The sequence below is a fragment of the Planococcus chinensis genome (assembly GCF_020071995.1).
Lineage (GTDB): Bacteria > Bacillota > Bacilli > Bacillales_A > Planococcaceae > Planococcus > Planococcus chinensis_A.
Map to the genome: position 1 here is coordinate 191,048 of NZ_JABWTK010000001.1, position 19,831 is coordinate 210,878.

22 protein-coding genes and 1 tRNA gene are annotated in these 19,831 nt (G+C 48.0%); 10 read left to right on the plus strand and 13 right to left on the minus strand.

Going from position 1 to position 19,831, the window contains the following annotated elements; all coding sequences use genetic code 11:
• Positions 1-12: 12 nt before the first annotated feature.
• From HU147_RS00975 to HU147_RS01000, 6 genes are all read right to left on the minus strand, one after another.
• The gene (locus HU147_RS00975) at positions 13-654 is read right to left on the minus strand and encodes a 3-oxoacid CoA-transferase subunit B (protein WP_224074459.1); all 642 of its coding nucleotides are present in this window, start codon (positions 652-654) and stop codon (positions 13-15) included.
• Positions 651-1,337 carry a CoA transferase subunit A gene (locus HU147_RS00980; protein WP_224074460.1) on the minus strand — a complete coding sequence of 229 codons (687 nt, stop codon included), beginning with the start codon at positions 1,335-1,337 and terminating at the stop codon, positions 651-653. Before HU147_RS00980 ends, HU147_RS00975 begins: the two co-directional genes overlap by 4 nt.
• 20 nt (positions 1,338-1,357) lie before the next feature.
• Positions 1,358-2,077, minus strand: a complete 720-nt coding sequence (locus HU147_RS00985; protein WP_224074461.1) for a carboxymuconolactone decarboxylase family protein — start codon at positions 2,075-2,077, stop codon at positions 1,358-1,360.
• Positions 2,078-2,098: 21 nt separating this feature from the next.
• Positions 2,099-3,760 carry an SLC13 family permease gene (locus HU147_RS00990; RefSeq protein WP_224074462.1) on the minus strand — a complete coding sequence of 554 codons (1,662 nt, stop codon included), beginning with the start codon at positions 3,758-3,760 and terminating at the stop codon, positions 2,099-2,101.
• 32 nt (positions 3,761-3,792) lie between these two features.
• On the minus strand, positions 3,793-4,626 hold the full coding sequence (locus tag HU147_RS00995) for an alpha/beta fold hydrolase (protein ID WP_224074463.1): 834 nt from the start codon (positions 4,624-4,626) through the stop codon (positions 3,793-3,795).
• An 85-nt stretch (positions 4,627-4,711) separates the two neighbouring features.
• Complete coding sequence (locus HU147_RS01000) at positions 4,712-5,479, minus strand: dioxygenase family protein (RefSeq protein ID WP_224074464.1); 768 nt, start codon at positions 5,477-5,479, stop codon at positions 4,712-4,714.
• 197 nt (positions 5,480-5,676) lie between these two features.
• Here HU147_RS01000 and HU147_RS01005 point away from each other — a divergent pair, with 197 nt between their 5' ends.
• The 10 genes from HU147_RS01005 to HU147_RS01050 all read left to right on the plus strand — a co-directional run bounded on the left by HU147_RS01005 (position 5,677) and on the right by HU147_RS01050 (position 13,749).
• Entirely contained in the window at positions 5,677-6,483 is an 807-nt protein-coding gene (locus HU147_RS01005) for an IclR family transcriptional regulator (RefSeq protein ID WP_224074465.1), read from the plus strand.
• A gap of 213 nt (positions 6,484-6,696) precedes the next feature.
• Complete coding sequence (locus HU147_RS01010; protein WP_224074466.1) at positions 6,697-7,302, plus strand: anthranilate synthase component II; 606 nt, start codon at positions 6,697-6,699, stop codon at positions 7,300-7,302.
• Complete coding sequence (pabB, locus tag HU147_RS01015) at positions 7,299-9,032, plus strand: aminodeoxychorismate synthase component I (protein ID WP_224074467.1); 1,734 nt, start codon at positions 7,299-7,301, stop codon at positions 9,030-9,032. Before HU147_RS01010 ends, pabB begins: the two co-directional genes overlap by 4 nt.
• Positions 9,033-9,390: 358 nt before the next feature.
• A complete protein-coding gene (locus tag HU147_RS01020; protein WP_224074468.1) occupies positions 9,391-9,588 on the plus strand; it encodes a hypothetical protein in 198 nt (65 codons plus the stop codon).
• A gap of 40 nt (positions 9,589-9,628) precedes the next feature.
• Complete coding sequence (locus HU147_RS01025; protein WP_224074469.1) at positions 9,629-10,045, plus strand: hypothetical protein; 417 nt, start codon at positions 9,629-9,631, stop codon at positions 10,043-10,045.
• A gap of 53 nt (positions 10,046-10,098) precedes the next feature.
• A complete protein-coding gene (locus HU147_RS01030; RefSeq protein ID WP_224074470.1) occupies positions 10,099-10,461 on the plus strand; it encodes a GNAT family N-acetyltransferase in 363 nt (120 codons plus the stop codon).
• Between the two features lie 469 nt (positions 10,462-10,930).
• Positions 10,931-11,668: an SDR family oxidoreductase gene (locus HU147_RS01035; RefSeq protein ID WP_224074471.1), complete on the plus strand. Its 738-nt coding sequence runs from the start codon at positions 10,931-10,933 to the stop codon at positions 11,666-11,668.
• A 133-nt stretch (positions 11,669-11,801) separates the two neighbouring features.
• Entirely contained in the window at positions 11,802-12,500 is a 699-nt protein-coding gene (locus HU147_RS01040; protein ID WP_224074472.1) for an aspartate/glutamate racemase family protein, read from the plus strand.
• Between the two features lie 95 nt (positions 12,501-12,595).
• Positions 12,596-13,336 (plus strand): hypothetical protein, encoded by a 741-nt coding sequence (locus HU147_RS01045; RefSeq protein ID WP_224074473.1) that lies wholly within the window; start codon positions 12,596-12,598, stop codon positions 13,334-13,336.
• Between the two features lie 209 nt (positions 13,337-13,545).
• Positions 13,546-13,749 (plus strand): thioredoxin family protein, encoded by a 204-nt coding sequence (locus tag HU147_RS01050; RefSeq protein WP_051413909.1) that lies wholly within the window; start codon positions 13,546-13,548, stop codon positions 13,747-13,749.
• Positions 13,750-13,795: 46 nt separating this feature from the next.
• Here the strand turns inward: HU147_RS01050 and HU147_RS01055 are convergent, their stop codons facing one another.
• The 7 genes from HU147_RS01055 to HU147_RS01085 all read right to left on the minus strand — a co-directional run bounded on the left by HU147_RS01055 (position 13,796) and on the right by HU147_RS01085 (position 19,717).
• Positions 13,796-14,407 (minus strand): polysaccharide deacetylase family protein, encoded by a 612-nt coding sequence (locus HU147_RS01055; RefSeq protein ID WP_224074474.1) that lies wholly within the window; start codon positions 14,405-14,407, stop codon positions 13,796-13,798.
• Between the two features lie 42 nt (positions 14,408-14,449).
• Positions 14,450-15,220, minus strand: coding sequence for a phosphonate ABC transporter ATP-binding protein (phnC, locus tag HU147_RS01060; protein ID WP_224074475.1), 771 nt, complete (start codon positions 15,218-15,220; stop codon positions 14,450-14,452).
• A gap of 14 nt (positions 15,221-15,234) precedes the next feature.
• On the minus strand, positions 15,235-15,990 hold the full coding sequence (gene phnE / locus HU147_RS01065) for a phosphonate ABC transporter, permease protein PhnE (RefSeq protein WP_224074476.1): 756 nt from the start codon (positions 15,988-15,990) through the stop codon (positions 15,235-15,237).
• A 12-nt stretch (positions 15,991-16,002) separates the two neighbouring features.
• Positions 16,003-16,908, minus strand: coding sequence for a phosphate/phosphite/phosphonate ABC transporter substrate-binding protein (phnD, locus tag HU147_RS01070; protein ID WP_224074477.1), 906 nt, complete (start codon positions 16,906-16,908; stop codon positions 16,003-16,005).
• Positions 16,909-17,341: 433 nt separating this feature from the next.
• A complete protein-coding gene (gene selD / locus HU147_RS01075; RefSeq protein WP_224074478.1) occupies positions 17,342-18,391 on the minus strand; it encodes a selenide, water dikinase SelD in 1,050 nt (349 codons plus the stop codon).
• A gap of 58 nt (positions 18,392-18,449) precedes the next feature.
• Positions 18,450-19,445 (minus strand): glycosyltransferase family 4 protein, encoded by a 996-nt coding sequence (locus HU147_RS01080; RefSeq protein ID WP_224074479.1) that lies wholly within the window; start codon positions 19,443-19,445, stop codon positions 18,450-18,452.
• A gap of 175 nt (positions 19,446-19,620) precedes the next feature.
• Positions 19,621-19,717: transfer RNA gene (locus HU147_RS01085), tRNA-Sec, on the minus strand.
• Between the last annotated feature and the right edge of the window lie 114 nt (positions 19,718-19,831).

Consider the following 19,831-nt stretch of genomic DNA (forward strand, 5'->3'; position numbering starts at 1 on the left):
ACTTTCTGCATTTTACTCCATAAATGCCGCTTCCGTTTTCTCACGGACTTCTTCAATCGTTGCACCCGGCATCAAATCAACCAGTTTTAATTGTCCATCCTCCACTTTGAATACGGCCAGTTCCGTGAAAATCATGTCCACTTGGCGTGTTGACGTAATCGGGTACGTGCACTCTTGCAGCAGTTTGGAACTTCCGTCTTTGGACGTATGGCTCATTGTTACAAAGACTTTTTTTGCACCGACAAGCAGATCCATCGCACCGCCGACGCCCATGATGTTCTTGCCGGGAACCGCCCAGTTGGCAATCACACCGGTTTCGTCGACTTGCAGTGCGCCGAGAATCGCAACATCGACATGGCCGCCGCGAATCATCGCAAACGAATCCGAACTGTTGAAGAAGGACGAACCGATTGCTTCTCCGACCGGCAATTTTCCGGCATTAACCAAATTCGGATCGATATCCGCTTCCTCGACATCGGTGACTCCAAGCAGACCGTTTTCCGTGTGGAGGTAGATATCCTCTGCGGTCATGTATTCAGCAACGAGTGTCGGGATGCCGATGCCGAGATTAACCGTACAAGGGCCCTGGAGTTCAAGGGCTACACGTTTTGCAATCATGTGCTGGGTTTCCGCTTTGCTCATTTGGACCGTCATACGCTCACCACTCCTTCTTTCGTCAGGACTTGCTGCGCTTTTACAATCACATCGACGTAGATGAACGGCGTCACAACGGCTTCCGGGTCCAGCTCGCCGGGTTCGACAATTTCGTCCACTTCGACAATGACCGTTTTGGCAGCGGTCGCCATCAAAGGATTGAAGTTCCGTGCCGTTTTGTAGTAAACGAGATTTCCTAACGTGTCTGCTTTATGGGCGCGGATTAAGGCGACATCTGCACGGATCGCTTTTTCCAGAATGTATTTTACGCCATCGATTTCACGTTCTTCTTTTCCTTTGGCAAGGTCCGTGCCGACGCCGGTCGTTGTGTAATAGCCGCCGATTCCGGCACCGCCCGCCCGCATCGATTCGGCGAGCGTCCCTTGCGGCAGGAGTTCGAGTTCAATTTCACCCCTTTGGTATTTATCGCCGACATCGCGGTTGCTCGTGAAATAAGAGCCGATGCCTTTTTTGATTTTATTCTGATTCAGAAGAATGCCGAGTCCTTTGCCGGACTCTCCGAGGTTGTTGCTGACAATCGTCAAATCGCGGACGTCTTTCTCCGTTAAACCATCTATTAAGGTAAGAGGAGCGCCGATCAAGCCGAAGCCGCCGACCAGAACCGTGTCTCCGGTTTTTACATGGGATAATGCTTGCTGTATGTCATGCTGTATTTTTGACATCGTGTTCCTCCATTCCGTGCTTATTCCACTGTTTTTAATGAGTCGCTTAGTTCAAACCAGGCAGGGATGCCGGCCGTCAGGATACAGATATAGCCAAGGTCGGCCAAGTCCGCTTCTGATGCACCGGCTGCGCGCGCTGTTTCCATCCAAGGTGCAGCTCCGCTGCCGTCGAGTTCCACGATAAAGTTGCCAGCCATATTCAAATACTTCAATTTTGAAGAAACTTTTCCGTCTGACAGAATCAAAGCCGATAGTTCTTCTTCGTTCCCGTGCTTAATTGCTGAAACCACTTGTTCAAGATAAGCCGTCTCCTCATCTTTCAGCCAGCCGATCATCGTGCCGAGCAAATCATCGGCCGTTTCAGGAGCGGCTTCCGGAAGCACAACCGGTTTGCCGCTCAATTCGAGCGCGTAAGGCACTGCTTCGAATGCTTTTTTCAAGGCCGCATTGCCTTTGTACAAGTAAGCGGTCAGGAAAAACTCCAGCAGTTCAGAGGCGGAATAGCCGAAATCGACGGCGCCTTTCGTGTGGAACAGCATGCTGCGTGAATACAGGCGCGCTGCGTTCATGCTGGCAATCAATGCGTCTTTTTCTTTGCGGGACAGCGAGCCGTCCTGCATGATTTCTCCGCGGAGGCCGGTATATTTATCCAGGACTTCCGGGCTGTAATCGTGCATTTTCTGAACCCACCCGGGAACAACATCATAAACTTCTTTGAAATACTCCAACGCTTTGCTCATATAGTGCACTCCTAGAAAAAATTATTTTAAATTTGCCGGATATTCGAACTGGTTGATGCCGAAAACAATCGGCAATATAAAGTAAACAAATGCCACGATCAAAACAAATGCAAGAACCGTCAGCCACGTGCCTTTTCTGACCATATCCATCATTGTAATTTTGCCTGTGGCAAAGATGATGGCATTTGAAGGCGTTCCGATTGGCAGCATAAACGCAAAACCGGCACCCATGGCAACAGCGGTCATCAACGGCAGGGGATGGACGTCAATCGCCATTGCCAATGCAGCTGTAATTGGAATAAGAATCGTTACAGTCGCCGTATTTGAAGTGACTTGCGTCATCGCAATCCCCAAAAGCACTGTGACAATCAGAACAAGGAAGTAAGAAGTGCCTTCCAGCAGCAGCAATTGATTGCCGATCCAGCCAGCCAGATCCGTTCCGTTAAATCCGGATGCCAGTGCCAGGCCGCCGCCGACCAGAAGCAGAACCCCCCATGGCATGTGCTTCAAGGAATCAGCGGTCAGAATGCGCTCACCCGGTTTCCCCCTCGACGGAATCGCATGCAGCAGAACGGCTGCGACCATAGCGATCATCGTATCGCTCAATCCAGGGATGATATCCGACCAGATGAACGTTCTGGTTACCCACATAAAGGCGGTAATCGTAAAAATCGTCAGTACAATTTTTTCTTCATAAGACATTTTGCCGAGCTCTTTTTTGCGGTCGATGACAAATTGTTTGCCGTTCGTAATCTTTTTAACTTTCATTGGATAAGCAATTTTTGTGATGTAGAAAATGGCAAACAGCATCAAAAGGACGATTAATGGAAAGGCGAAAAGGAAAAAGTGGCCAAAGGATATATCAATGCCCAGCAATTCGCCAGCTAAGCCAGCCAGCAAAAGATTGGTCGGGGTTCCGATCAAAGTGGCGCTGCCGCCGATCGTGCCGCCAAAACCGATGGCAAAAATGATCGATTTGGTGAATTTCGTTTCTTCTTCTTTTGTATAGACATCGTCTTCTTTCATCAACGTCACGACTTTGGCAATAATCGCCAGGCCGATCGGAATCATCAGCATGACGGTCGCCATATTGGAAACCCACATCGACAGGAAGCCGGTGGCCAGCATGAACCCGAGAACAAGGCCGGATGTGCTGGCGCCTACCGCACTGATGATTGTGATGGCAATCCGTTCATGAAGATTCCAGCGTTCGAGCGCCAAAGCGAGCGCAAATCCCCCGATAAACAGGAAAATCAACGATGCGCCGTAGCTCGAAGCGGCAGTGTTGCCGTCGACAGCCCCCAATAATGGCAATAAAATTAGCGGCATCAGAGAAGTGATGCCGAGTGGGATCGCTTCTGTCACCCACCAAACCGCCATCCAGGCCGTAGTGGCGAGCACCGCGCTCCCTTCAAAGCTAAGGCCGGGCAGCGGCAGGGCGAAGAGGATCAGGAAAAACAGGATTGGCCCTAAGATGAGCCCAACCAATTGCATCGTACTATACGAGTTATTGCGCTCCGTTTGCTCGTTTCCAGCGTCTGCCAACTTCTTCTTTCCCGGCAATTCAGCAGTTGCCGCCCCGGCATTGCCGTGTGCCCGGAGTTCTGCCATGGTCACCAGGTCTTTCGTTTCTTTGTGGGATTTCCACATACTTTGATTCAACTTTTTAAATGAAAAACTCATTGATGTTCCTCCCATTCCCCATGGTTACTGAATTACAATTTCGCTAAAAAAGCATCGATTTCTTTCTGAATATCATTCCGTTCTTCAAATACCATGGTGTAATGGTTAGAGTCCGAAACGACCGTGTCGATTTGTTTGATGGAAGCCTGTGTTTCTTTGTAATCGTCGAGATAAAACAGCGGCGGCATGGATCCGATATTTCCTTCGGCATACACAAGCAGAGTCGGGCACCTGATAGTTTTGCCGGTTGCTGCCGGGTCGAATGCATAGAAGCTTTCGAAATCGGCAACAATACGGGATTCATCCGCTTTGTTTTCCCAGTGCCCATCGGCCGGCCCGACTTCGTATTCTGCCGTATCCTGCAAGACATCTGTCCATTTGATGCCAAGGTTTGCGTAGATTTTTTTTATTTCTTCTGTGTAATGCTCCTTGGAGTTGAAATGGCGGCTGATTCGGCCAAGCGACGGCTGGATAATTCCGCGCTGGTGTTCGGTCGTTTTTGCAGCTCCGTCCAATAAAATCAGTCCTTTTACGGACTCTAACCGGCTTGCCACGATGGCAGAGATAAAGCCGCCCATCGAATAACCGAGTAAAATCGGGTTTTCCAGCTTCAGTTCGTCAATCAGCCCGAGTATATCTTCCGCGTGCTTGAAAATAGACGTATCGGAATCTGCTTCCGAGCTGTTTCCGCGTCCCCGGAGGTCCACCGCGATAAACCGGTAATCGCCTTTCAGCTTTTCTGCGTAATAATGCATATTCTTATGGGTGCCGGTCAGCCCGTGGATCGCCAGAATCGGACCTTTTTCCCCTGGATAATCCGCTATTTGAATCTCATTACCGTTCACATTCACTTTGTACAATTCCATCGGTTCCACCTCGGTTCAAAGATTAGCCATGCCTATAAAGAAGAAGAAGCTGCCAAGAGTTCCTCGACAGCCATAGGATTTACGCTTATTCAGTTCTCATAACGAAGTTCAATGCGGCTTCTTTATGGTCGCCTTTGTCGACCAATTTAGTCAGCAAAGTGGAGCGAACCCCGCCGGCCACATCCGTCTCCAGCCATTCGTCGCCTTCAAAGAATACCTGAGTGATCAATGTTTCATGACCTTCGTGTTCGAACTTGATATGGATATGTGCAGGGCGGTAAGCGTGGTAGCCTGCTGCAAACGTAAATTCGCCAGTCGGTCCGCTCGTCGGGATCTGATAAGGGATCGGGACAATTGAATGCACTTCGAAATCGCCGTTTTCATCTGTATGGAACTGGCCGCGCAGATTGAAATCCGGAGCTGTTGAGTCAAAGTTCGAATACAAACCGTCCGCGTCGTCCTGCCACCATTCCACTTTTGTGTTTTTAAGCGGTCCGTTTACGGAGCTGACGTTGCCGAAGAATACCAATTTGTCGCCAGGTTCGTTTTCGCGCTGTGGGATAACGAATGGCGCTTCTTCAAGCAATGGCGAGTTTTCTACATAATATGGCCCTAAAAGAGAAGGTTCTGTGCCAGGGGAGTTTTTGTATTTCGATTCAAGCACATGCGTCTCAACGAAGACATCCAAGAACAGCGGAATTTCACCGCTGCGTCCAAGGCGGTCTGCCCATTTTACAAAGTTCGTGTATTCTTCATGATTGAATTGCTGCTCATCCAAAAAGTTTTTCAAGTGTTTCACAAAGCCTTCATAAGCTGTCAATACACGCTCATTTTTTACGGTCGTTTCTGTCATCTGAATTCCTCCCAATAATTTAGTATGGTCGTTTCTAATTGCCTTCATAAGCCAGTTCATAAAATGTAAACGCATTCATCTTTAGCAAAAAAGAAAAGATCGGAAATAGCGCTTGCAATGTTAATGATTTTGTTGTACGATTAACGTACAACGCATCGTTATTCGTACAAATTCATCTTACACAGGGGGCCAAGCAAATGTCAACAGAAGAATTAGACAATTTTAAAAAATCGGGGGACTATGTCCAGTCGCTGGAGCGTGGATTACAAGTCATACAAGCTTTTTCGCAGCAAAATCCATCCATGACAGTCAGCGATACGGCCAAAAAAACGGGGCTTAGCAGACCGGCAGCACGGCGTATTCTCTTGACGCTTGAAGCGCTCGGCTTTGCAGAATCGAAAAACGGCAGCTATTCTTTAACGGCACGGACGTTATCATTGGGCTATGCCTATCTGTCTTCCAATAATACTTGGAGCATGGCGCATCCATTTATGAAACAATTCGTGGACCAGACCGGGGAGTCGTGCTCCATTTCCATCTTGGATGGAACAGATGTCCTTTATGTTGCCCGTGTCTCCACAAAACGCATCATGTCGATCAACCTCGGCGTCGGTTCCCGCCTTCCGGCATATGCGACATCCATGGGGCATGTGCTTCTCGCCAATCTGCCGAAAGCGGAACTGGAAACGTACCTGGAAAGAATGAACTTCGAAAAATTCACGGATAAAACCATTACCGACAAAGAGGAGTTTCTTAAAGTGCTGGAAGGGGTGCGCCAGAAAGATTGGGGCGGCGTCGATCAGCAGTTCGAAGAAGGTCTGCGTTCCATTGCCGTGCCGATCCGCAACGCCCAGGGCAAAGTGATTGCCGCCATGAACTGTTCCGTGCATGCGGGGCGCGTCAGCAAGAATGTGCTGCGCGAAGAATTTCTGCCGCTGCTCCAAGAAGCTGCCGAACAGATCGGCCAGGCGCTTGCCGCAGCCAATAGCTCGTCTTTTGAATAATAGAAAGCCCGGCCATTTCATATGGCCGGGCTTTCTTGGCGGAAAGAAGATTTTACTTGCAGCAAAGAGAATTTACTTGTGGTAATTGGGACATTACTTGCGGCAAATCCGAGTTTACTTGCAGCACTCCTTTTTTATCTCCGAATTCACACATTGCGAGCACAAAAAAGTATAATGAAACCACCAATAGAATGAATGCAAAGAGGTGCACCCATGATTGTCATCATCGACAACCACGATTCGTTTACTTATAACCTGGTCCATTACCTGGAGCAGTTTGACCCGGAAGTGGCCGTTTTTCAAAAAAGACAAATTACAGCCGAAGAAGTGAGAAACTTCTCGCCGGATTTGATTGTGCTGTCACCGGGTCCAGGGCGGCCGGTCCAGTCGGGCGCGACCAAGGAAATTCTCTGTTCACTTACGGAAGAGTTTCCCATCCTGGGCGTTTGCCTGGGGCATCAGACCATCGTCGAGCATTTCGGCGGGCGCATCATCAAAGGAATGCAGCCGATGCATGGCAAAGTTTCGCTGATGAACCACGATGGAAAAGGGGTATTTGCAGGAATTGCTTCTCCCACAAACGTCACCCGCTACCATTCACTGATTGCCGATCAAGCGGAGATGCCGCATTGTTTGATCGTTACTGCTGAAACGGAAGACGGCGTCGTGATGGGCGTACGGCACCGGACGCTGCCGATCACCGGCATTCAGTTTCATCCAGAGTCGATTTTGACGGAAGAGGGCTTCCGCATGCTGCAAAACTGCTATGAAGATGCGCGAGCATGGAAGGCCAGTCAGAAGAGGAGGGCGGCGCAATGACTAACCCTTACCTTATGTTTGAGTTCCAAGATGCCAATGGCAATATCCAGCCTACCGTATTCCAAAACCCCGTAAAAGTGCTGCAGACGGAGCGTTTAGAAGAAGTGCCGGCCATTATGGAAAGCATCGAAGAGGCAATTAAAGACGGCTATTATGCGGCCGGTTATGTGTCCTACGAAGCAGCTCCCGCATTTCAGCCGGAAATGCAGGTCCGCCGAGGTGCAGAAATGCCGCTCGTCTGGTTCGGACTTTTTGAACAGCCGCTTGCACTGGAACACGCAGCAATAGAAGAACCCTACCAAGTATCGGATTGGAATATGGCGAGTTCGGTGAGCCGCTATAAACAAGGCATTGGAAAAATCAAAGAAGCCATCGAAGAAGGGCACACCTATCAAGTGAACTACACGGAAAGGCTGCATGCAAAGTTCTCGGGAAGCGACCGTTCGTTTTATCATCAGCTGGCCAGAAATCAGCAAGCGGGCTATGGCGCTTATTTGGATCTGGGGAAATACCGGATCTTGTCAGCATCGCCCGAGCTGTTTTTCCGTGTCGACAACGGCAAATTGACCACTAAGCCGATGAAAGGGACGGCGCCTCGCGGACGCACGGCGGCAGAAGACGAAGCAAACGTCGGGCACCTGGTAGCTTCAGAAAAAGAACGGGCCGAGAACTTGATGATCGTCGATTTGCTTCGCAATGACCTGAGCCGCCTGGCGAAACCCGGAACGGTGCATGCCGCAAAACTCTTCGAAGTGGAAACCTATCCCACGGTCCATCAGTTAACGTCGACCGTGGAAGCGGAACTCATAGGCGGAGCGACTGTATACGATTGGTTCAAAGCGCTGTTTCCATGCGGCTCGATCACGGGCGCACCGAAAATCAGCACGATGAAAACAATCGCGGAACTGGAGCAGTCGCCGCGTGAAGTGTATTGCGGCGCAATCGGCTTTATCACGCCGGAAAAAAATGCGGTGTTCAATGTGCCGATCCGGACAGTCGTCATTGATGCAGAAAGGGAAACGGCGCGCTACGGCGTCGGTGGAGGCATTACTTGGGACTCGACTTCAGAAGGCGAATACCAGGAGCTGTACACCAAGGCACAAATCCTGACAGCGAAGCGTCCGGAGTTTGAACTGCTGGAATCCTTAAAGCTGGAAGACGGAACGTATCCGTTAATGGCCTATCATTTGGAACGCTTGAGCGATTCAGCTAAGTATTTTCATTTCCCGAGAAATAAGGAAGAGATAGAACAAGCACTTAAAAACTTGGCACGACAACATCCAGTGGGCTTTTTCAAAGTGCGGCTGCTTTTAGATAAAGGTGGAAATGTCTTTGTGGAAGCACTCGAAACCCAGCCAATCAAAGCACCGGTTATGTGCAGGCTGGCTGCTTCTCCGATAGACAGTGCCAATCCTTTTCTATTCCATAAAACGACTTATAGAAAAATCTACGATGAACATAAGAGCAGCGGCGATATTTTTTCGGTGTTGTTATGGAATGAAAAAGAAGAACTGACTGAATTTACAATCGGCAATCTGGTTGTTGAAAAAAACGGAAAGTTTTTTACCCCACCTGTCAGTTGTGGATTATTGCCGGGAACTTTCCGTCAGTACTTGATTGATGGGGGGGAGATTGAAGAAAAAGTGATGCTGAAAAATGAACTGGTGGACGTTGACGCGTTGTGGTTCATCAACAGTGTCAGAGGGTGGATGAAAGTTTTCGTCAAGTAAAATTCAGATTCGAATGAGAAATTTGCCTTTGTTAAAATGGGTTTAACAAATTTTAGGGAAGGGTATAAAAAAGTATCCGCAACTTCCGGGTCGAATTTTTAACTTTTTGTTAAATTTTTTTGGCGAAAATAGGTCTAAAGATTTTACATTTTGGTGAACGCGTTATAGGATGTAAGTAATCAGAAAACATTAGTGTTTCTGTGCTGACCGAAATCTAAAAACTTTACCTTATCATAAATAACTAAATACTCTGGTTGGATGTTACAGACAATAGAGCTGGAAACAACGCCGAAAAGAATTTCTTCACATTCTTTTCGGCGTTTTTTGTATGTTTGGACCGGAAAAAGGAGCGGAATTGATGAAGTATTTTATTGATCACAACAAAAAAAGTATTCATCAGCAAAAGTTTGCGGGAGATCGTTGTGGCTTTGTGGGAACGCCGATTGAAAGCAGAGAGTTTACGAATTGTCCAAACTATGTGGACCTGCTTATAAAAGAAAAGAAGTACAAAAGATGTGCTCATTGTAAATCGTTTCAAACGACTTTATCCAGTTGAACTAAAAGGAATGTTAAAAATTTATAAGGAGTGGGTTAAGATGGAACATTTAGAAGAAGTGGCTGAAAAAGTGGGGATGCTGCTAAAGTCGGAAGTTGAGCTGCAGCCCAAAGGCTGTATTGTCAAAAAGAAAAGAACGCTTGAAATTCATGCCAATACCGCTTTTTTCAGCTGTACTTTGGATTTTGACATCTCCTTTAATCGTTTCCGAGAAGACGGAATGGCACACAACAAAGCGGAAATTTATCTTTTGCCTGAAGAGTTTCCGTGCTTCTTATCCAATTTCAACGCTTATCCAATTCCATTGCCAACGGATTTTAATCAGCGCCTGATTTCGAATCCGAATATTGTCTGTGTGCATTTAGAGTCGAAAGAGCGTCCAGAATACTTTGCCGAACGGCTGGCAGCAGCACTTGAAGTGCTTGAGGAATTAGATGGCCAGGTATACATGAATTAAAAACGCCTGCAGACAGCAAAACCAACACATTAAAACGAAGCGAGGACGGGCTTATGTTAGTCAGATATAAGAAATCATGCCAGAAAATTGCGATGGGGTTATTGTCCTTTATGCCGAATGAGCGGAACGTAAAAAATCTGTGCCAAACCATGAACCGCTACACCGAAGATCCGGATTGGCAATTGTACTTGCTGAAAAATGAAGAAGATTATATCGGACTGGTTGGCGTGGAAGTCGCCGATACGTATTTTACAGTCCACCACATCTCTGTACTTCCTTCTTTCCGGGGCGAAGGGCTGGGACATAAAATGATTGAAAAAATTCAGCTTCTAATGCAGGACCGCGAGATGCGGGCAACCGCAGAAACGAAAGATTTCATTGAACACTGTTCAAAAAAAAAGTACGTACTAAACTGATAGGCTGAAATTGGTGAACCAGGAATCCGTTCAAAAGGATGGAATGCCTTTTATATATCTTGAAAGATGGGTGTTATAATTTTTCAGGAAAACATGGTTATAAGTGTCTGGAAGAGATTTTCCATATAAAGAGACAGTAGAGATGCAATTGGCAGGGAAAGCGGCAATTGGCAGGGAAAGCGGCAATTGTGACTGGCATCACATTGATGGTTGATATACTGCGCAATAATCACAGTCAGAGAATATAAAGTTGTTAAAACAGGCCCATAAGTTTCAACGGCCTGTTTTTTTGATAGAAAACATTCGACAATCAAGCCTGTTTGCTGACAGGATTCTTCTCCATGCAGGAAAACAGAAAGCGTTTGGCGAAGGAAACAATAAAGCCTGAGGCAATAAGGGGTTCAACTGGAAGCCGTTTTGAATGCTGGCAGTTGAAGAATTGTGGGTTATTTATTAAGGAGGATGGGGAATGTCTACTGTAGAAGGAAAAGTAATCATCATCACCGGGGCATCGAGCGGGATCGGCGAAGCGACAGCCAAAAAGTTCGCCCGTGAAGGCGGCAAAGTGGTGCTTGCTGCAAGGCGGGAAGACCGGCTGCAAACACTGAAAGAAGCGATTGAACAAGAAGGCGGAGAAGCGGTCATTAAAGTGACGGATGTAACGTCTTATCCTGAAGTGGAAGAGCTGGCGGAGTTTGCGATTGATACATACGGCCAAATCGATGTCATGTTCAACAACGCCGGGCTGATGCCTTTGTCGTTTATGGACAAATTGAAAATAGACGAATGGGACCGCATGGTTGATGTGAATGTCAAAGGCGTCCTGTACGGCATTGCGGCAGTGCTGCCGCATATGCAGGAACGCAACAGCGGCCACATCATTACGACGTCATCAGTAGCGGGCCACAATGTATTCCCTTCCGGAACGGTCTACTCCGGCACAAAATTTGCAGCCCGGATTTTCATGGAAGGCTTGAGCAAAGAGCTCGCGCAGACGAATATTAAGACGACCAGCATTTCACCAGGCGTCGTCCAGACCGAACTGGCTTCGTTCATTACCGACCCGGACATCAAGCCGCGTTTTGAAGACCCGAATATTCCGTCGCTGACGAGTGAAGATGTGGCGAACGCCGTTTACTACGCAGCTTCCCAGCCGGACGGCGTGGCAGTCAATGAAATCATCGTCCGCCCGACCAATCAGGGATAAATTTTGAAAGGAGAAACTTCTGTTTCTCCTTTTTTATTGTCCTGATTAAGATGCACAGCTGATTGGTGAGGCGACGGAAATAACGGGTATAGGAAACAATAGGCAGAATCACATCAGCAAAGGAGAGAACCCAATGAAAAAGCTTGGCATGATTGGCGGTACAGGACCGGAAGCTACAGTGGATTACTATCAATCCATCATTACGAAATACCAGGAAAAGACGGGAGACCCGGAAAGTTTGCCTGAATTCCTGATTCATAGCATCAATATGTACAAAATCTTTGGAATGCTTGAGGACAATCAAACACAAGAGCTGACGGATTATCTGGTAGAAGCGGTCGGCGTTCTTGAGAAAGGCGGAGCAGAATTCGCTGTACTGACGGCGAATACGGCGCATATCGTCTTTGATGCGGTCCAGCAAAGAACTAAAATTCCATTGATCAGTATTGTGGAAGAAAGTGTCCGGCGGGCTGATGACATGAAGCTTGGCAAAATTGGCTTGCTCGGCACCAAATTTACGATGAAAAATGATTTTTTTCAACAAGTATTCAACAGCCGGCAAAAAGAAATCGTGGTCCCGACGCAGCAGGAGCAGGATCTCATCCATCAGAAAATTGTCGATGAACTGGAAAAAGGTGTGGTCAAAGGCGATACAAAGGAAGCTTTCTTGAAGATCGTCTCCCGCATGGCCGAAGAAGACGGGATCGAAGGCGTCATTCTCGGCTGCACGGAATTGCCGATGCTGATCAAACCGGAAGATTCAGCTATTCTACAGCTGAACACAACGGGAATTCATGTCGAAGCGATTGTAGCAGCCATGTTGGAGCAATAAATTTTGGCCAATCAGCGGGTTCAAGTAAATACTAGTGTAACCATTTATTTCCTCGGAACGTCTTCTCTTGAAAGAAACCATTGGGGGACAATAGGATGAAAAGATTTGTGGTATTGATGATGGCTACATTGGCTTTAACGGCTTGCCAAAGGGATGTTCCGGCAAGCAATGCAGAAGCGGAAGAGATTGAAAAGCAGAAATTGCAGCCCGCAGAAGAAGGGGCTAGCATCATCGATTGGGTGGATTTTATCCAATTTGAAGGCAAGCATTATACAGCAGTCAGTACGGCTATTGTCAGCGACAAAAATGGAATTGGGAAAAAGGCAGGGGAAGTGGATTTCAAAGTAGCGGACAATATCAACAGCACCAATTACAAGGTGAAAAATGGGGATGCCGCTTTCTGGGAAAAAGGCACAGCCCTATATGAAGTCAAGAAATTGGCGGACTTTCTGGCGGTAAAGGACGAGCAAGAAGTGAATGGCTATCGCCTGTATCTGGCAGAAGAAGCGGAGGAAGATTTTCCTCACCACTTCAAAGAAGTGGTGTTGGATAGAGTGAAGGCGGTTGAATTTTACACCGGAGAGCAAACCCCGGAATTGCTGAACCGCATCACAAAAGGGGAGCTGGAAGAATTCAAAGAATTGCTGACTGAGGATGTTGAACCGAAAGCCCAGAGCGCAAACCGGCCGGACCCGGAACTGTATCGAATGATCTTTTACACCGATGAGCCGTTTGCTCATGCATTTCACCTTTATAACGAAGATGGGCAATGGCTATGGTATCCATGGGATGAGGAATCCTTGTCTGATGACATCGAAAAGTTCGTCCAGCCGTAAATCTGAGCATCCTTAGCTCCGGCTAGAGCAGATAGGTTGATGTAAAAAACGCTAGCCCTTACACTGAACAAGTAACATCAAGAGCAATCAAGGGAGGTTTGAAAATGGTTAAATCAATCAAAACAGACGAATACAACACGCTTGTAAAAAATGCCAACAAACCGGTAGTTCTCGATTTCACTGCCGACTGGTGACCAAGCTGCCGTTTCTTGGGGCCGGTGGTCTCAAACGTAGCTGAACAACTCGATTCAGTGCATTTTTACAAAGTCGATGTGGATGAAGCGCCGGAACTTGCCCGGCAATTCGGTGTCCAAAGCATTCCGACTTTGATCTTGATAAAAGACGGCGAAGAAGCGAACCGTTCAGTCGGGTTTATCCCGGATGACGCCGTAAAAGAATTCGCGCAGTCGTAACATAAAAAAACAGGATTCCCCATTAGAGGAATCCTGTTTTTTTATGTTATCCATTTGGCAGGCTTTTGAACCCGTAGCCCTGTTCCCGGATTGCCCGAATCAGGTCCGGCAGGATATCGGCAGTGTGCTGGAGTTCATGGAGCAGGATGATCGCACCGTCTTCGAGATTATCTTTAACGGTGCAGACCACTTGCTGCGGGTTGTTCTGCAGCTCCCAATCCATCGAAGCCACTCGCCACATGACGGGTTTTACATTCAGCGCTTCCGCGGCCCGCAAAGTATCATCATTAAACTGGCCGAACGGTGGGCGGAAATACGTAACTTCCTCGCCCGTCACTTGTTCGATTTTTTCGATGCTGTTTTGAATATCTTTGTATTGTTTTTCGAAAGGCAGATTTACCAAATTGGAATGGTTAACGGTATGCGAACCGATTTGGTGGCCTTCTTCCAGCACGCGTTTCCACGGCCGTTTCGGATGCAGCAGGCGTGTTTGCCAAAAGAAAGCGGCAGGGATGTTTTCCTGTTTAAGCACATCCAGAATCTGCGGCAGCACGCGGCTGGGACCGTCGTCAAATGTAAGGATAATAGATTTTTCGCCTGGAACGCTGGTTAAAATATCCGGGTTGGAAGAGTCGTACACGACTCTGGAACTGTCCACTGCTCAAGGGCTTTTAATCATGCGACTCCACTCCTTCTCCATTCAAATTTCCGCGCCAAAATAATATTCCTGAGACTGCGATTCGTACGTTTCCTGATATTCCGCTTCTGTAAAATCTTTCGGCAGGCCGTCAAAAATGACTTTGCCGTCTTTCAAAGCGATGATGCGCGTGGCATAACGCTTCGCCAGATCAATATCGTGCACATTGATGATGGTCAATAAATCGAGCCGCTCGTGCATTTCTTTCAGCAAAGTGAAAATCCGGTTGGAAGTGCCGGGGTCAAGACTCGCGACCGGTTCATCGCCGAGCAGCACACACGGTTTTTGAACCATGGCGCGGGCGATGCCGACACGCTGTTTCTGTCCACCGCTCAGCTGTTCCACCCGGCGGTCCATCATTTCAGAAAGGCCGACTTCCGCAATGACGCTTTTGGCGAAAGCCAGTTCTTCCGCTGAAAACCAGCCGACCAGGTTTTTGAAAGAAGGGCGGTAACCGAATGTGCCGGTCAATACGTTTTGCATTACACTAAGCCGGGGAATTAAATTGAAATGCTGGAAAATCATGCCCATTTCCCGTCTGATTTTCCGCAATTCGTCTTCACTGGCATTGGTGATCGTCTTGCCGTTCAAATGGATTTCTCCGGATGTCGGTTTCTGCAGGCCGTTGATGCAGCGGATGAAAGTGGATTTTCCGGCGCCGCTTTTGCCGAGCACGCAGATAAAATCGCCTTTTTGAAGCGACAGATTCACATCCGAAAGAGATTCCACCGTGTTTCCTTCGTAAAGGACAGAGAGGTTGTTGATTTCAATCATTGAGCCTGCCTCCTTCATATAATCCGCTTCCGGATATAGCTGGCTAAAAAGTCGATGATGATGACCATCACCATGATAATCAGTACGTCCAGTGAAACGGACGAGTACTGGAAGGTTTTAAAGTCGTTGAACAAGCGCTGCCCGATCCCGCCGCCGCCGATAAATCCGAGAACGAGTGACGTCCGGATGGCCACTTCGAAACGATAAAAAAACTGGGACAGGACATTCGGCCAAATCTGCGGCAAAATGCTGAACAGATTGGCTACCCATGTTCTTGACCCGACCGCTTTCATAGCTTCCTGCGGGCCCGGGTCTGCTGCTTCGATCAACTCCGAAATCAATTTGCCGAACACGCCGACGTTATGGAACATGATGGCAATTACTGCCGGAAATGGCCCAAGACCAAGTGTCGTCAGCAGGATTAACCCGAAAACGATTTCCGGAATCGAACGGACAAAACTCAGCACAACGCGTGAAGTTTGGAACAGGAACGGCGAAGGCGATGTGTTGCGGGCTGCGATAAAACTGATCGGCAGCGCAATCACAAGGCCAAGCACGCTTCCGAGGAAGGCCATCGCCAATGTTTCAAGCGTATCCTGTACCATATCCGGCAGCAAAGAAAAGTCCATCGGGAACCACTGCGACAGAAAATCGATCATATTGCGGAAATCCTTGAATTTCGATAAATCGAATTCTGTCAGCCGCATGCTGATAAACACAAAAAGAATCAATATCGCCAATGTCAGTAGATTGCTTTTTTTAAACCACACCCATGATCAACTCTATTCTTTAATGATTCCCTGCTTGATTGCTGCTTGTTTGATACTTTCGTAATCGGCATTGGTCGCTTCGGTAAAGCCGCTTGCTCCAAATGCATCGAGAATTTCAGGATCTTCGATTGCCAGGAAGGTTTCCTGCAAAGTTTTGATGGTTTCTTCGTCTGTGCTTTCCAGGACTGCCCATGGATACTGGAACAATTCCTCTGATTTCCAGATGGTCTTGAATTGGTCGCCGTCAATTTTTCCGGATTCGACCAATTGGTCGTAAATGGCGCTGTCGATTGCACCGGCATCTACTTGTTTGTTCTGAATAGCTAAAGCAGTCGCATCATGTGAACCGGTAAAGCGCACAGAAGCGAATTTATTGTCATTTTCAGAGGTATAGACGCCTTGGTCCTGCAATTCAATGGAAGGAATCAAGGAACCGGAAGTGGAGTTGATGTCACCAAACGCGAAATCGGTTTCTCCGGCGTTTGCCACAAGGTCTTCAATGGAAGTCAATGGGCTGTCTTTATGGGTCACGATATAAGAATGGTAGTACGGCACACCGTCAATCAATTGCGTGATGATCGCTTTGGCATTGCTGTTCGCCTCGGCGATGACATAAGTCAAAGGCCCAAGGTAAGCCATGTCGATCTTGTCGTAATTCATTGCTTCAACCACACCGTTGTAGTCGGGATAAACTTCAATCGTAACTTCACGGCCAAGTTCATCGCTTAAAAGAGTTTGAAGCTTTTTCATTGCGGTATCCATTTGGCCTTCTGTCTGAACCGGAATAACTCCGATTGTAAAGGCGTCTTTTTCTGCTTCTCCGTCGGATGTTGAACTTTCTTCTTCTGAACTGCTTCCGCATGCTGCCAAAATAATGGCCAGGAACAGCAGAAGTGCTAATAGGTTCCATTTTTTCAATGGAAACACCTCACTTATTCTGTTTTTTAGTTTTAAAGCATTATGTAAAACAAGGACTCTTTTTGAGTCCTTGTTTTAGTTTGTAGACAAAAGGATACTTATTCGTTCGCTGGAATTAAGAGAAATCACCTGAATCGAAAACGACTCCTCCACTTCAGGCGGACGCTTTCCGCAGGCTCGCGCCGAACTAACTCGGAACTTGCGTCCCGAGTGGATTTCGGCACTTCGCTATCCCGCTGGAGTCGCCGCCTTACGTTCCGGATTCTGAAATTGTGGATAAAGAGTCGCTGTCATTCAACATGACACAGCAGGAGCACATGTTTTTCAGTGACGAGGAGGCTGAAGCCGAGCCCACGGAAAGCGAAGTGGCCGGTCCGGTTGGGTTTATACATCTTTATCTACTTTTGACTTTATCTACAGTCCTTGCTTTAGATTAAATCACGTGAATGCGTCCTGCGTTTTCACTGGTTACTTCGCCGACAATGGCCGATTGGACGTTGCGTTCCTGCAAATCGCGCTGCAGCGCTTCCGCTTCATCAGCCGGCAGGGAAATCAGCAATCCGCCGGATGTAACAGCGTCGCACAGAATCAATTGGTCGAGCTTGCTGATGCTGTCATCGTAATCGATGTCTGGTGCCAGCCAGCTGTGGTTTTTGTAAGTTCCGCCTGGAATGATATGCTTTTCAGCCAGTTCTTTCGCTTTGGAAAGTACCGGCACGTTTTTGTTTGAAATGGTCACGCCGACGTTTCCGCCTTTGGCGATTTCCATCGCATGGCCAAGAAGGCCGAAACCGGTGATATCGGTGCAGGCATTGACAGTATAAGAATCCATGGCTTCCGCCGCGGCTTTGTTCAATGTCGCCATCACGTTCATCACTTCGTTCAAATCGTCTTCTTCCAGAATGCCTTGTTTGATGGCAGTTGTCAGAATGCCGACGCCGATCGGTTTTGTCAAGATCAAGCGGTCCCCAGGACGCGCACCGGCGTTTGAACGGATGCGGTCCGGATGGATGGTTCCGGTGACGGAAAGGCCGAACTTCGGCTCTTTGTCATCAATCGAATGCCCGCCGACAAGTGTGGCACCCGATTCTTTCACTTTATCGGAAGCGCCGGCTAAAATATCGGCCAGGATGCTTTTATCAAGTGTGTTGATTGGGAAAGCGACAATGTTCATGACGGTCAGCGGCTTGCCGCCCATCGCATAAACGTCGCTCAGTGAATTGGCCGCACCGATCTGTCCGAACATATACGGATCGTCCACGATTGGCGTGAAGAAATCCAGTGTCTGAACAAGTGCGACTTCATCGCTAATTTTATAAACACCTGCATCGTCGGCTGTATCCAGTCCGACAAGCAAATTAGGGTCTTCTACATTTCTCGGTAAATGACGCAGAACCTGCGCCAGGTCCTCAGGACCAATTTTGCAGCCTCAACCACCTTTAGATGATAAAGACGTTAATTTGACCATATCTTTTTCAGTCATATTGATTCACTCCTTTTATTCGAATAAAATCACTTGCCGCGTCGCAGAAAAACAAAGCTTATTCTACGGCGCGCTTGTAAATCTTCAGCAGCGCTTCCGCTTCATGCAAAGCGGAATGCTCGTCAGCTGCATATTGCTTTGCCTGCTGGCCGATCCGCTGCCGCACTTCCTTATTATTCATCAACTGTTCGGCATACTCCAGAAATTCATTCTGGCCATTGTATAAATACCCGGTTCTGCGATGTTCAACCATTCCGTTGTTTCCTTGGACATCCGAAACCAGCACCGGAAGCCCGTAGCCCATCGCTTCGAGAATAGCAGCAGGCTGGCCTTCCGACAGCGATGTATTTAATACTGCATCTGCTTGTTCATAGACAGCGCCCATTTGTTCATGGGGCAGAGCGCCGAGATAGCGGATCCAGCCGGCATGCTTTTCGGTCAGGGCCAGTACAGTCTCCGCTTCGGCTTCTTCAAGAACCGGCCCCACCAGCCAGAGCCGGAGGTGCGGATAGCTTTGGTGAAGCTTTTCCAACGCCGAGACGGCAAACGGAATGTTTTTCACTTTCCGTATGCCAGCAGGAAGGACGAATAAAAACGTTCCGTCTTCTTTGGGGAAAGGCGGACGGTCTTTCGGGAAACTGCTGGCTCCCTGGGCAATCGGGAAAACCTTCCCTTTAAACTCCGGCGCTTCCTTCAGCAGCAAGTCCTGCGCGGATTGGTCAAACACATGAATCGCTTTTGCGCCGGCAAGAGCGGATAATACGCCTTCGCGCTTTTGGGGATCAAATAAATCCACGTTTAAATCCGTACCGGTCATCGTGATGATATACGGGTCCGGCAACTTATCCAGACTCTGCAGGAACTGATGGAAATAATACGCATGAAAACCATGGACAAGATCTGCAGAGGGAAGAGAGGCTGCCCGGTTTTCTCCAGTGGTCGACACAATCCGTGTTTCAACGCCGAGCTGCTCCAGGTTGGCGGCCATTCGCCGGACCGTTACCGTGTTGCCCCGCAGCTGCGGATAATTCGGCGCGGCCAGTACAATCTTCATAAGTTTTTCAATCCTTTATTCACTCTGAAGGCAGAGGGTTTTGGCAAACTACAGGACTATAACAAGTTCCTTTATCAATTATCATGAAATTAGGGGGATTTGTCACTTTTCGTGCCTGCATGCAAGCATGAAAAAAGGCTGCCTGGAAAAGGCAGCCTTTCGAAAGTTCTATGTATGGCGGGATTGTGTGGGAATCGAACCCACCGAGCCTGGCACGCAGGCCCCTCAGGGTTTTGAAGACCCAGGAAGACACCAGTCACCCATCCAACCCCGTAATGACTAAGCCTGTCTTAGTTTATAACGAAAAAAAGGGAAGCGCAAGGAAGGTGCTTTAGGAATGCCAAAAGAGGGGTTTTTATGAAACCGGACCCCTTCACTTGAAACCC